Genomic DNA, 13064 nt, shown 5'->3' with positions numbered 1-13064 from the left:
TCTCCGAACACCGGGATGGAGTTCCGATGCGACGATCTCCCCTCCTAGCGCTTCTCACCGCGGCGACCCTCACCCTGGCCGCGTGCGGCGGATCCGGTGACGACGCCCCGGCCGCACCGGGCGGTGGGCCCGACAAGGTCAACACCGGTGTCATCGCCATTCTCGACGTCGCGCCGATCTATCTCGGCAAGGAGAAGGGCTTCTTCAGCAAGCGCAACATCGACCTCACGCTGACCACCGCGCAGGGCGGTGCGGCGATCCTGCCGGCCGTGCTCAGCGGGCAGTACCAGTTCGGCTTCAGCAACACCATCTCGCTGCTGCTCGCCAAGTCGCAGAACGCGCCGGTCAAGGTCGTCTCCAACGGCAACAACTCGACCGGCGTGGACGGCAAGGACTTCGCCGGCCTGTTCGTCAAGGCGGACAGCCCAATCCGGTCGCCGAAGGACCTCGCCGGCCGGACGGTGGCCGCCAACACGCTCAAGAACATCGTCGAGACCAGCGTGAAGTCGTCGGTCAAGAAGGACGGTGGCGACGCCGCGGCGGTCAAGTTCACCGAGTTGCCGTTCCCGGAGCAGCTGCCGGCGCTGCAGGCCGGCCGGGTCGACGCGATCTTCGTGGTGGAGCCGTTCCAGCAGGCGGCGGTGGCCGCGGGGGCGCGGAAGATCGCGTCGAGCTACGTCGACGCCGCGCCCGACCTGACCGTCGCCATGTATTTCACCTCCCAGCAACTGCTGTCCGGCAACCCCGATCTGGTCGCCCGCTTCACCGAGGCGATGAAGGAGTCGCTGGCGTACGCCGACGCGCACCCCGACGAGGTACGCACCGTGCTCGGCACGTACACCCAGATCCCCGCCGCGGTCCGGGAGGCACTGGTGCTGCCCAAGTGGCCGCCGGACGTGAACCGCCAGTCGGTGGAGACGCTCGCCGATCTGGCGGTGGCGGACGGCCTGCTGGGGCAGAAGCCGGACATCGCCGCGCTGTTGCCATGACCGGCCGGGCATGACGCGGGCCACGGCCGGCGCGCGCGCCGCGCCGGCCCTGCTCGGCCTCCTCGGGCTGGCCGTCTTCGCGCTGGTGTTCGAGGTGGCGCCGCGGCTCGGCGTGGTGCCGGCCGACTACGCACCGCCCACCAGCCGGGTCCTGGCCGCCGCCGGCGAGCAGGTGGGGCGGCCCGCGTTCTGGGCGGCGCTCGCCGACACGCTGCTCACCTGGGGCACCGGCCTGGGCATCGCGGTGGTGGCCGGGGTCGGCGCCGGCGTGCTGATCGGCGCGGTGCCGTTCCTGCGCGCGGCCACCGCCACCACGGTCGAGTTCCTCCGGCCGATCCCGTCGGTCGCGCTGATCCCGCTGGTCATCGTGCTGTACGGCTCGACCATCCGGTCCACCGTGGTGCTGGTCGTCTACGCCGCGTTCTGGCAGGTGCTGGTGCAGGTGCTGTACGGCGTCGCGGACCTCGACCCGGTGGCCCGCGACACCGCCCGCTCCTACCGCCTGGGACGCCGGCTGCAGCTGCGCTACCTGCTCTGGCCGACCGCCCTGCCGTACGTGCTGACCGGAATCCGGCTGGCCGCCGCGGTCGCGCTGATCCTCGCCGTCACCGGCGAACTGGTGATCGGCTCACCCGGCCTGGGCAAGGAGATCGACCTGGCCCAGCAGGGTGGTGCGGTGCCCGCGGTGTACGCCCTGATCCTGGTCACCGGTCTCCTCGGTGTGCTGGCCAACGTCGGCCTGCGGGTTCTGGAACGCCACGTCCTGGCCTGGCATCCGTCCTCCCGGCGGGAGGTGACGCCGTCGTGACGCTTCTCCGCCGGACGCTGCTCGCGCTCGGCCTGCCGGTGCTGCTGGTGGCGGTCTGGTGGTGGGCCAGCGCGGGCAGCACCGACTTCTACCGTCCGGCCCTGTCCACCATCCTGGCCGCGTTCGCCGACACCTGGACCTGGGACCGGGTCCGCGCGGACGTGCTGCCCAGCCTCGCCCGTCTCGCCGCCGGCTACCTTCTCGCGCTCACCGGCGGGGTCGCCCTCGGCGTGCTGATCGGCGGCAACCGGCACGTCCGGGCGTTCCTCGAACCGCTGCTGGAGTTCCTCCGGGCCATCCCGCCACCGGTGCTGGTGCCGGTGTTCATCCTGCTCTCCGGCGTGGGCGACCGCACCAAGGTGCTGGTCATCGCGTTCGGCTGCGTGTGGCCGATCCTGCTCAACACGGTGGAGGGCGTGCGCGGGCGCGACGAGGTGCTCAGCGACACCTGCCGGACGTACCGGATCGGCGGCGGGCTGCGGTTGTGGCACCTGCTGCTGCGCTCGGCCAGTCCGCGGATCGTCACCGGCGCCCGGCAGGCCCTCGCCATCGCGCTGATCGTGATGGTGATCAGCGAGATGATCGCCGCCGACAACGGGCTGGGGTTCGCGGTGCTGCAGTTCCAGCGCGGCTTCCAGATCCCGGCCATGTGGAGCGGCGTGCTGCTGCTCGGCCTGATCGGCGTGCTGCTGGCATGGGGTTTCCGGTGGGCCGAGCGGCGGATGCTCGGCTGGTACTACGGCCAGCGGGCCGGGCGACGGGAGTGGTGATGCTCGAGGTCGACCATCTCAACAAGGTCTACGACTCGCACGGCCGCCGGGTCGAGGCGATCGGCGACCTCACGTTCACCGTGCCGGAGGGTCAGTTCGCCTGCGTGGTGGGACCGTCCGGCTGCGGCAAGACGACCTTGCTGCGGACCCTGGCCGGGCTGCTGCCGCCCACCTCCGGCGAGGTGCAGGTGCTCCGCCGCCGGGTCACCGAGCCACCGGCCGGGCTGGCGGTGGTGTTCCAGGAGTACGGCCGGAGCCTGTTCCCCTGGCTGCGGGTACGCGACAACGTCGAACTGCCGCTGCGGGCCCAGCGGATCGCGAAGGCGCGCCGCCGGGAACTCGCCGACGAGGCGCTCGCGGCGGTCGGTCTGGCGGGCACCGGCTCGGCGTACCCGTGGCAACTCTCCGGCGGCATGCAACAGCGGGTCGCGATCGCCCGGGCGATCGCCTACCAGCCGCGGGTGCTGCTGATGGACGAGCCGTTCGCGGCCGTCGACGCGCAGACCCGCGCCGACCTGGAGGACCTGATCCGCTCGGTGTGGCAGCGCCTCGGCGTGACGCTGCTGTTCGTCACGCACGACATCGACGAGGCGGTGTACCTGGGCCAGCGGGTCGTCATCCTGTCCGCCGCGCCGACCCGGGTCGCCGACGACCTCGACATCGACCTGCCCGCGGACCGCGACCAGCTGACCACGCGGGCCGACCCGCGGTTCACCGAGTTGCGCAGCCGGGTGTACGCGCAGATCCAGAAGGTGAAAGCAGATCCACCAGGGAAAGAAGGGTGACCAGCAATGACACTCCGCGACACCCCGCCGTTCCGGGCCGACCACGTCGGTAGCCTGCTGCGCCCGGCCCACCTGCTCCGGGCCCGGCAACAGCGGGCCACCGGCGACCTGACCGCCGACGAGCTGCGCGGCATCGAGGACGAGGCGATCCGCGACGTGGTCCGGATGCAGCGGGACGTCGGCCTGCGGTCGGCGACCGACGGCGAGTTCCGCCGCACGTCCTGGCACATGGACTTCATCTACCGGCTCGGCGGTGTCCGCAGCACCGACGAGAAGATCCAGGTGCACTTCCGCAACGCGGACGGCGAACTGGACTTCGAATCCGCCGCCCTCGCCGTGGACGGGCCGATCCGGTTGCGGGAGACCATCTTCGGCGACGACTTCGCCTTCCTGGCCGACACCGTCGATCCCGGCGTCACCGCCAAACTGACCATTCCGTCCCCGAGCATGGTGCACTACCGCGGCGGCCGGGCGGCGATCGATCCGGCGGTCTATCCGGACGAGGACCAGTTCTGGGCCGACCTCAGCGCGGCGTACGCGGAGCAGGTGCGCCGGGTCGCCGCGCTCGGCTGCCGGTACCTCCAGCTGGACGACACCAGCCTCGCCTACCTGAACGACCCGGAGCAGCGCCGGCTGCTGACCGAACGCGGCGACGACGCCGAACACCAGCACCTGCGGTACATCCGCCAGATCAACGCGGCCATCCAGGACCGGCCGGCCGGGCTCGCGGTCACCACCCACATGTGCCGGGGCAACTTCCGGTCCTCCTGGGCCGCCGAGGGTGGCTACGACTTCGTGGCCGAGGCGCTGTTCAGCGAGCTGGCGGTGGACGGCTTCTTCCTGGAGTTCGACGACGACCGCTCGGGCGGCTTCGCCCCGCTGCGGTTCGTACCGCCCGGCAAGATGGTGGTGCTCGGCCTGGTCACCACGAAACGGGGTGCGCTGGAATCGAAGGACACGCTGAAACGGCGCATCGACGAGGCGAGCCGGTACGTACCGCTGGAGCAGTTGTGCCTGTCGCCGCAGTGCGGGTTCTCCTCGACGGTCGAGGGCAACGCGCTGACCTACGACGACGAGGTCGCGAAGCTCCGGCTGATCGCGGAGACTGCCGCCGAGGTGTGGGGGTAGAGACATGCCGTGAGCGCCGAACCCTCCACCGCCCCGGCCGTCGCGGCGTCGGCCTGGGCACCGTTGCGCATCGCCGCCTTCCGGAGCCTGTGGCTGGCGTTGCTGGCCAGCAACATCGGCACCTGGATGCAGACCGTGGGTGCCCAGTGGCTGCTGGTCGAGGAGTCCGGCTCGGACACCCTGGTGGCGGTCGTGCAGACCGCCAGCACGCTGCCCATCCTGCTGCTGGCGTTGCCGTCCGGCGCGCTGGCCGACACCTTCGACCGGCGGCGGTTGCTCCTCGGCGTCCAGGTGTTCCTGGTCGGCGTGGGCCTGGTGCTCACCGTGCTGACGGTCGCCCAGCGGATGCCACCGACCCTGCTACTGACGCTCACCTTCGTGCTCGGCGCCGGCCAGGCGCTGACCGGGCCGGCGTGGATGGCCGTCATCCCTGAACTGGTGCCGCGTGCGCAACTCGCCTCGGCCTCCGCGCTCGGTGCGATCAGCATGAACCTGGCCCGGGCGGTCGGCCCGGCGGTGGCCGGCGTGCTGATCGCCCGTACCGGTGTCGGCGTGGTGTTCGGGCTCAACACGCTGTCGTTCCTGATCTTCGCGCTGGTGCTGTGGCGGTGGCGGCGGCCGGCCACGGACGGCGGCACCGCGCCCGAGCGCTTCACCGCGGCGGTCCGCTCCGGCGGCCGGTACGTGCGGCACTCGCCGGTGGTCCGGCGCATCCTGCTGCGCGCCGCGCTGTTCCTGGTCCCCGGCAGCGCGCTCTGGGCGCTGCTGCCGCTGGTCGCCACGCGCCGCCTCGGACTCGGCTCCGGCGGGTACGGCATCCTGCTCGGCGCGGTCGGTGTCGGCGCGGTCGGCGGTGCGCTGCTGCTCCCCCGGCTGCGGGCCCGCTGGTCGCTGAACCGGCTCCTGGTGGTCGCCGGCGCGGGTTTCGCCGCGGTCCTGGCCGTGCTGGCGCTGAGCCGCTCCGAGGCCGTCGTGGTGGCGGTGCTGCTGCCGGCGGGCGTCGCCTGGGTGATGGTGCTCTCCAGCGTGAACGCCGCCATGCAGTTGTTCCTGCCCGGCTGGGTGCGCGCCCGTGGCCTGGCCGTCTACCAGATGGTCTTCGCCGGGGCACAGGCCGGCGGGGCGCTCGCCTGGGGCGCACTGTCCGACATGTCCGGCCTGGTGGCGGCGCATCTGACGGCCGCCGCGCTGATGCTGGCCGGCGCGGTCACGCTGCGGTGGTGGCCGATGCGGGACATCAGCGGGCTGAACCGGGAACCGGCGGTGTTCTGGCCGGAGCCGCACCTGGAACTGGAACCGGACGGCCAGGACGGCCCGGTCCTGGTCACCGCCAGCTATCCGGTCAGCCCGGAACGCGAGGCCGCGTTCATCGAGGCGATGGAGGCGGTACGCCGGACCCGGCTGCAGACCGGCGCGGCCCGCTGGGGACTGTTCCGCGACGGCGAGCAGCCGCACCGGTTCGTCGAGGCGTACCTGGTGCCCAGCTGGGACGAGCACCTGCGGCAGCACACCGGGCGGCTGACCGGCGCGGACCGGGCGGTGGAGGAACGCGCCCGGGCCCTCGCGGACGGCCCGCCACAGGTCAGTCACCTGCTGTCCGCCCGTTGAGCGACGGCTTCGGCCTGCCGTCCCGGGGCGCGGCCGAGTCTGCGCTACGGTCTGCACATCGCGGATGCCGCGCTGCGGAACCGGACCCCGATCGTCCGGTGCCGATACCCCGAGGAGACACCCATGCCGGACCCCAGCCCCGACGCCGAGCCCGACACCGAGCCCGACACCGAGTCGGACGCCGAGGAGTCGCCCGCGCCCTTCGCCAACCGGGCCGAACGCCGGGCCAAGGGCAAGGCCAAGCCCGCACCCGCGGTGGGCAGCGAGGGCTGGCGCCCGGGCCGGTCCGGCACCGTGCAGAGCCCCCGCCAGTACGGCAACCGCCGCAGCGGCTGACCGCCCCGCCCCCAGCGAACGCCGGGGGTGTCGGGTCACCGTCCCAACGATTGGCTGCCGCACCCACGCCGTCCACCATGTGGCATGGACATCTCTCGATTGATCAAGCGGGCGGCGCTGGTGGCCGGTGCGATCGTGGTGACGGCCGGTCTGGCCGGCCCGGCGCACGCGCGGACCACCACGGCCGCCGCGGACACGGTGGCGCTCACCTTCGACGACGGCCCGCACGCGACGTACACGCCGCAGGTGCTGGACGTGCTGGCCGAGCATCAGGTGAAGGCGACGTTCTGCCTGGTGGGCACGCAGGCGCAGCGCTATCCCGCGCTGGTGCGCCGGATCGTCGCGGAGGGCCACGCCCTGTGCAACCACTCGATGAACCACGCCAACATGTCCACCTGGACGGACGCCCAGATCCGGGCCGACCTGACCGCCACCACCCAGGTGATCCGGACCGCCGCGCCGGGCGCCGCGGTGCCGTACTTCCGGGCACCGTACGGCGCCTGGGGACGGTCCGCCACCGTCGCCGCCGGGCTGGGAATGGCCCGTCTCGGCTGGACCGTGGACCCGCGGGACTGGAGCCGGCCCGGGGTGGACGCGATCGTCGACGCCGTACACGCCCAGTTGCGGCCCGGCGGGATCGTGCTCATGCACGACGCCGGCGGCAACCGGTCGCAGACCGTGCAGGCCCTGGACCTGCTGATCCCGCAGTTGCGCGCGGACGGCTGGACGTTCACCTTCCCGCCGACCCTGGCCGGCTAGGCAACCGTCGTGGGACGGCCCCGGCGGTGCCCGAAGGCGCCGCCGGGGCAGCGGGTCAGTAGTACTCGACGAGCAGCTTCGCGGCGCCCGTGTTGGTCAGATCGACCGGCGCGCCGGCCCACCACCGCCAGATGCACGTACGTACCCCGTCCCCGTCACTGTCGACGGGCGCCTCGATGTACTCCGGACCGGCTCCGGGGAACTGCGAATCGACCTCCAGCTGGCCGGGCCTGCCGTCCGTGAGGCTGGTGGCGCAGACCGTGGTCTGGGCGAAGATCCAGGTGGGGGCCGTGACGTGATCCCCCGGCTTCAGCGTCGGGCTGGCGGCGGCCTGGGCCACCCCGGCGAATCCGGCGACCATGGCGGTGCTGAGCGCGGCGACGGCCGCGGTGCGACGAACGATGGTGAACACGGTCGGACTCCTTTGCTGGGCTGTTCTCCACCGGCCTCGTGGCCGGCTGGAATCCAGGTTCGCCGCCGGCCGGCGTCCGCGATATTCGGAGAACTGCGTAGAGACATCCGAGGGGAGTCAGCGCCGCATCGGGAGGATTCCGCAGCGTTGGGCGTACAGGACCGTGGTGAGCCGGTCGTGCGTATCGAGTTTCCGGTACAGGTTCTCCTGGTGTTTGGTGACGGTCGCGGGCCGGATGCCGAGCCGGCGGCCGATCGCCGCCGCGGTCAGTCCCTGGGCCATGAGTCCCAGGATGGTCAGCTCCCGTGGGGTGACCCGAGGACGACCGGTGGGTCGCTCGGGGGTCAGTGCGGCACGGAGACCGTGCAGTTCGGTCAGGTGGCGGTCGAGCCGGTTCAGCAGCGGGACCAGCCGGTGCGCGACATCGAGGTCACGACCGCGGAAGTCCATGGTCGACCTGACGATCAGTGCGGTGCGGGTGGGAGAAACCGGGATGCCCAGGTGGTGGGTGCTGCCGTCCACCTCGCGCCGGGCCAGGTCGTAGTTCGAGTTGCGCCGCCACGCGGCGGAGCCGATCACGTCGGAGACCCGGGTGGGTGCGCGCTCCCCGGCCGCGAAGACCGGCGTGAGGGGGTGCGTCGGGCGAAAGGTCCGAACCCGTTCGTTGGCTTTGATCAGCAGCGGGGAACGGGTCCACGCCAGCACCGGGCCGCCGCCGGCATCGGGCGATCCGCCGGTCACCATGACCACGGCGGTGCCGCCGATCGCGTCCCGGACCGCCCGCGCGAGGACGGGCCAGGGCGGGCCCGGCAGTTCGTCGTCGAGCGCCGCGGTCACCAGGTCGAGAATCTGTTCGTACGCTCGAACGGGCAGCGGCTTCACCACCTCAGCGTGACCGGAAAGCCGAGGTCAAGTCCACCGAGCCACGCCAATCGGACAGGGCCTAGCCGAACAGCTTGGTGATCTGGTCCCGGAAGGTCAGCACCGACAGCACCCCGAACAGCCCGATGGCCCAGATCAGCGCGCCCAGCCGGACGCCCCGGATCCGGATCGGCGCCGGCAGGATCCTGCGGTTGATCAGGATCAGCAGACCGGAGTAGAGGAACATCATGAAGCCGCCGACCACGGCGGAGATCACCAGCAGCACGAGCGGCTGGCTGAAGTCCAGCAGGAGGACGCCGATCCCGATGATGACGAGGCCCCAGACCAGGCCCGCGTAGATCTTGCTCTCGCTGGCCTCCCGCCGGTAGGAGGTCTTGATCACGTCCGCGGCCAGCCGGCTGGTGTAGTCGACGATGCCGAGCGCCGCGGCGAACAGCGAGAACGCGCCGATCGCCCAGAACAGGTACTGGAACCACGAGCCGACGCGCTCGCCGAGAACCTGTCCCTCGATCTCCAGGAAGCCGATGTTGTTCTGCAGGTCGTCGCGGCCGAAGACGGTGGCGTACGCGAGCAGCGACGTGAACAGGATCGTCACGAACGTGATCAGGACGAACGTGATCAGCTGCTCGATGTTGGCGAACCGCCACCAGCCCTGCCAGCGCCGGAGGTTCTCCGGCGTCGGCTCGAACACGTAGCCGGTGCTCGGCGCCGCCTCCGGCTGACCGGTCACCGGACTGACCAGCCGCGGCACGTACGCGCCCATGCCGAAGCCCTTGTCCCGCATCCAGTTCGACTGCACCAGGTTCTGCCCGCCGCCCGCCCCGGCGAACGCCAGCGCGCCGAGCAGGAGGGCGAAGCCAAGCTCCTCCAGCGGGATGCGGGGCCGCGTCACGACCTGCGCGGAGTCGCTCCAGGCCGACGCCCCGATCGCGACGAACGCGGCGACGACGAAGAGCGTCAGCACCGCGGCGACCTTGACCATCTGGGTCTTCTCGAGGGCGACGTACACCACCGGGGCCAGCGTGAGGATCAGGCCGATCGCGACGAGCATCCCGATGCCCACCCAGCGGGGTTCACCGCCGAACAGGTACGTGGTCAGCGTCGCGGAGCTGAGCGTCCACCCCGGCCACAGGTTGGCGAAGTAGGTGAGGACGGCGAAGACCAGCCCCCAGTGCCGCCAGTACCGGCTGAACCCGGTGAGCGCGGTCTCCCCGGTGGCCAGCGTGTACCGCTCGATCTCCATGTTCAGGAAGTACTGGGTGATCAGGCCGACGATCGCGGCCCAGACGAAGACCAGGCCGACCTGGGAGGCGATGTACGGGAAGAGCACGAACTCCCCCGAGGCCAGGCCGACCCCCGCGGCGATGATGCCCGGGCCGATCAGCCGCCAGTACCGCCGCGGCTCCTCCGGCATGTCCCGGACCTGGGGCCGGGGCAGATAACGGGTGGGAAAGGCGTCCGCCGCCCCGGTCGAGGTGGCCCCGGCGGGGATGCCTGCGTCGTCCTTCGTCGCCACGGCGCCTCCTTGATCGACGAGCCTTAACCCTCGCTCGGCACCCTGGTTGTGTCAAGGGTCACAGGTGGCCCCTGCCCGGGCCGTGAGTCCGGTCGGCGTCAATGCGGTGGCGCCGGGGTGCGCCGGACGCTACACACGGAGGATGAGTGAGGTGCCCCTGGCGGGCGGCAACACCACCGGCGCCGTGCTGATCGACGGCGTCGTACACAAGCGGGCCTCGCCGTGGACGCCGACGGTGCACGCGCTGCTGCGGCACCTGGCGGCGGCCGGCTTCGACGGCGCTCCCCGGGCGCTCGGCTTCGACGACCAGGGCCGCGAGATGCTCACCTATCTGCCCGGCGAGACGATCGGCGACCGGCAGCCCTGGCCGGGGTGGGCCACGGCGGACGACATGCTCGTGCAGGTGGGCCACTGGCTCCGCCGGGTGCACGACCTGACGGCCGACTTCGTCGCGCCTCCGGGCGAACAGTGGTTCATCCGCGGCACCATGCGACCCGGGTTGATCGTCGGGCACCAGGACGTGGCGCCGTACAACGCGGTGGTGGACGGCCAACGGCTGGTCGGCTTCTACGACTGGGACATCGCCGGCCCGTCGACCCGGGAATTCGATCTGGCGTTCGCCATGCTGCCCTGGGTGCCGCTCACGTCGCCGGACGACGGCACGCCGGTCAGCGCCGACGACCTCGACGAGCGGTCCCGCCGCGTACACCTGCTCCTGGACGCCTACGGCTACGACGGCGACCGCCGGACGTTCGCGACGGTGATCCCGCAGCGGGCCCGGGGGCAGGCCGCCGTGATCCGCCGGATGGCCGACGCCGGCGACCCGGCCGCCGTCGCCATCCTGTTCATCGCGGATCGCCTCGAACGGTCCGCGGGCGACATCGACGCCCTCCCGGACGGTTTCTGGACGCGCTGAGGGGACTTGACACCCCGGCGCGGCGGGTGCTGGCCCCACCCGGGGTTGACGGGTTGGCAGGCTGGCCGGCGTACCCGCGGGCTTCGATGCTGAGTGTTCATCGTTCCGATATGGAGACGGGGACACCATGAATGAGCGGTACCAACGCCGGCGGCTCGCCCGGCGGACCTGCGCGGTGCTGACCGCGGCCGTACTGGCGGTCTCGACCGCGGGCGCCGCGTCGGCCGCGGACAGCCGGACGCATCCCCCCGGACCGTTCCGCGCCGAGCTGCAGGCCGCGCTCGACGACCTGCGGGACCTCGGCGTGGTGGGCGCGCAGGGCACGGTCTCGGCCGGCTCCCGCGAGGCGGCGGCCCGCAGCGGCACCGCGGACCGGCGCACCGGGGCGCCGATGCCGTACGACGGCCGCTTCCGGATCGGCAGCAACACGAAGACCTTCACGTCGGTGGTGGTGCTGCAGTTGGCCGGCGAGGGCCGGTTGTCGCTGGACGACCCGATCGAGCGCTGGCTGCCCGGCGTGGTGTCGGGCAACGGCCACGACGGCGGCCGGGTCACCGTGCGGCAACTGCTGCAGCACACCAGCGGGATCTTCAACTACACCAACGATCTGCCGGCCCTGGCCTCCCAGGAGGAGTTCTTCCAGCACCGCTTCGACCACTACGACCCGGCGGACCTGGTCGCCGTGGCGATGCGGCACGCCCCGGACTTCGCCCCCGGCACCGGGTGGGGATACTCGAACACCAACTACATCCTCGCCGGCATGGTGATCGAGCGGGTCACCGGTCAGCCGTGGGAGGCCCAGGTGCGATCCCGCATCCTGCGCCCGCTCGGGCTCCGCGACACCTCGTACCCGCAGGACCGGCCGTACCTGCCGGCCCCCTCGGCCCGGGCCTACCAGCAGTTCGAGCCGGGCGGGCCGCTGCTCGACACCACCGGGTTCAACCCCACCGCGGCGGATGCCGCCGGTGGCCTGGTCAGTACCACCGCGGACCTGACCCGGTTCTGGCGTGCGCTGCAGCGTGGCGAGTTGCTGCGGCCGCGGCAGGCCGCCGAGTTGCGCGACACCGTGCTCGCCGACGACCTGCAGGACATCCGGTCCGGCGTACGCTATGGCCTCGGTGTCTTCTGGATCCCGAACCGCTGCGGCGGGTTCTGGGCGCATCCGGGTGACGTCCCCGGCACGAGCACCATGAACGCCGTCAGCGCCGGCGGCGACCGGGCGGTGGTGCTCTACCGCACCACCGCGCTGGCCGACCCGGCCCCCTCCGCGGCCATCGACGGCCGCACCCTGCGCCTGCTGGACGACGTGATCTGCGGGTGACCCCCGATGCCGGTCACCGGGGCGGAGATCAGCCGTCCCGGCGACCGGCCTCCGCGGGTACCGGCGGCCCACCGGATCGAGCGGGTCTCCGCTCGGCGTCGTCCGCCGAGCCGGCACCCGTCCCGCCACGGCGTGCCGCGCCCCGCGCGGCCCGCGGATGGGTCAGTATCGCCAGGTGCCAGACCTTGCGGAGTACGACACGTCCACGCTGGCCCCTCGGCAGCGCGCGATTCTGACGGTGATCCAGGAGTGGGTGGTGCGGTACGGCTACCCGCCGTCCACCCGCGAGATCGCCGACGCGGTCGGGCTCGCGTCCACCTCGTCGGTCAGCCGGCACCTGCGCATCCTGGAGGAACGCGACTTCCTGCGCCGGGGCCGCACCGCGACGCGCCCGGTCGACGTCCGCATGTTCCTGCCCCCGGCCGATGCCGCGGACGACCCGTCGACGGTGGGCGTGCCGCTGCTCGGTGCGATCGCCGCCGGCAGCCCGATCCTGGCCGAGGAGACCTACGAGGAGACCCTCAACCTGCCGCGTGACCTGGTCGGCCGGGGCACCGTGTTCGGCCTGCGGGTGCAGGGTGACTCGATGATCGACGCGGCGATCTGCGACGGGGACATCGTGGTGGTCCGACAGCAGAGCGAGGCCTACAACGGCGACATCGTGGCCGCCATGATCGACGACGAGGCCACTGTCAAGGTCTTCCGCCGCCGCTCCGGGCACGTCCTGCTGGAACCGCGGAATCCGGCGTACCAGCCGATCGACGGCGACCGGGCGGTCATCGTGGGCAAGGTCGTCTCGGTGCTCCGTCGGATCTGGCAAGCGGGGTAGGTTCG

At 72.1% G+C, this 13064-nt stretch carries 14 protein-coding genes; 11 read left to right on the top strand and 3 right to left on the bottom strand.

Going from position 1 to position 13064, the window contains the following annotated elements:
• Positions 1-26 precede the first annotated feature (26 nt).
• From LDL48_RS31870 to LDL48_RS31835, 8 genes are all read left to right on the top strand, one after another.
• Positions 27-989: an ABC transporter substrate-binding protein gene (locus tag LDL48_RS31870; RefSeq protein WP_225258835.1), complete on the top strand. Its 963-nt coding sequence runs from the start codon at positions 27-29 to the stop codon at positions 987-989.
• 10 nt (positions 990-999) lie between these two features.
• Complete coding sequence (locus LDL48_RS31865) at positions 1000-1797, top strand: ABC transporter permease (RefSeq protein WP_225258834.1); 798 nt, start codon at positions 1000-1002, stop codon at positions 1795-1797.
• Entirely contained in the window at positions 1794-2567 is a 774-nt protein-coding gene (locus tag LDL48_RS31860) for an ABC transporter permease (RefSeq protein WP_225258833.1), read from the top strand. Before LDL48_RS31865 ends, LDL48_RS31860 begins: the two co-directional genes overlap by 4 nt.
• Positions 2567-3352 carry an ABC transporter ATP-binding protein gene (locus LDL48_RS31855; protein ID WP_225258832.1) on the top strand — a complete coding sequence of 262 codons (786 nt, stop codon included), beginning with the start codon at positions 2567-2569 and terminating at the stop codon, positions 3350-3352. The genes LDL48_RS31860 and LDL48_RS31855 overlap by 1 nt, the downstream gene beginning before the upstream one ends.
• Before the next feature lie 6 nt (positions 3353-3358).
• Positions 3359-4480 carry a 5-methyltetrahydropteroyltriglutamate--homocysteine S-methyltransferase gene (locus tag LDL48_RS31850; RefSeq protein ID WP_225258831.1) on the top strand — a complete coding sequence of 374 codons (1122 nt, stop codon included), beginning with the start codon at positions 3359-3361 and terminating at the stop codon, positions 4478-4480.
• Positions 4481-4489: 9 nt separating this feature from the next.
• Positions 4490-6088: an MFS transporter gene (locus LDL48_RS31845; protein WP_225258830.1), complete on the top strand. Its 1599-nt coding sequence runs from the start codon at positions 4490-4492 to the stop codon at positions 6086-6088.
• Between the two features lie 123 nt (positions 6089-6211).
• Positions 6212-6424, top strand: coding sequence for a hypothetical protein (locus tag LDL48_RS31840; RefSeq protein WP_225258829.1), 213 nt, complete (start codon positions 6212-6214; stop codon positions 6422-6424).
• 84 nt (positions 6425-6508) lie between these two features.
• The gene (locus LDL48_RS31835) at positions 6509-7183 is read left to right on the top strand and encodes a polysaccharide deacetylase family protein (protein ID WP_225258828.1); all 675 of its coding nucleotides are present in this window, start codon (positions 6509-6511) and stop codon (positions 7181-7183) included.
• 55 nt (positions 7184-7238) lie between these two features.
• On the opposite strand, the gene LDL48_RS31830 is transcribed toward LDL48_RS31835, so the two are convergent.
• The 3 genes from LDL48_RS31830 to LDL48_RS31820 all read right to left on the bottom strand — a co-directional run bounded on the left by LDL48_RS31830 (position 7239) and on the right by LDL48_RS31820 (position 9993).
• Positions 7239-7595, bottom strand: coding sequence for a hypothetical protein (locus LDL48_RS31830; protein WP_225258827.1), 357 nt, complete (start codon positions 7593-7595; stop codon positions 7239-7241).
• A gap of 117 nt (positions 7596-7712) precedes the next feature.
• The gene (locus LDL48_RS31825; RefSeq protein WP_225258826.1) at positions 7713-8477 is read right to left on the bottom strand and encodes a response regulator transcription factor; all 765 of its coding nucleotides are present in this window, start codon (positions 8475-8477) and stop codon (positions 7713-7715) included.
• Between the two features lie 61 nt (positions 8478-8538).
• Positions 8539-9993 carry an Nramp family divalent metal transporter gene (locus LDL48_RS31820; RefSeq protein WP_225258825.1) on the bottom strand — a complete coding sequence of 485 codons (1455 nt, stop codon included), beginning with the start codon at positions 9991-9993 and terminating at the stop codon, positions 8539-8541.
• 142 nt (positions 9994-10135) lie between these two features.
• Between LDL48_RS31820 and LDL48_RS31815 the strand changes: the two genes are divergently transcribed.
• The 3 genes from LDL48_RS31815 to lexA all read left to right on the top strand — a co-directional run bounded on the left by LDL48_RS31815 (position 10136) and on the right by lexA (position 13059).
• Complete coding sequence (locus LDL48_RS31815; RefSeq protein ID WP_225258824.1) at positions 10136-10909, top strand: phosphotransferase; 774 nt, start codon at positions 10136-10138, stop codon at positions 10907-10909.
• Positions 10910-11036: 127 nt separating this feature from the next.
• On the top strand, positions 11037-12230 hold the full coding sequence (locus LDL48_RS31810) for a serine hydrolase domain-containing protein (protein ID WP_225258823.1): 1194 nt from the start codon (positions 11037-11039) through the stop codon (positions 12228-12230).
• Positions 12231-12387: 157 nt separating this feature from the next.
• Positions 12388-13059: a transcriptional repressor LexA gene (gene lexA / locus LDL48_RS31805; protein WP_372472224.1), complete on the top strand. Its 672-nt coding sequence runs from the start codon at positions 12388-12390 to the stop codon at positions 13057-13059.
• Positions 13060-13064 lie beyond the last annotated feature (5 nt).

It is taken from the genome of Jidongwangia harbinensis (assembly GCF_020216025.1).
GTDB classification, from domain to species: Bacteria; Actinomycetota; Actinomycetes; order Mycobacteriales; family Micromonosporaceae; genus Actinoplanes; species Actinoplanes harbinensis.
Note: the sequence above shows the minus strand (reverse complement) of the source record. Positions and strands in the feature narration are given on the sequence as shown.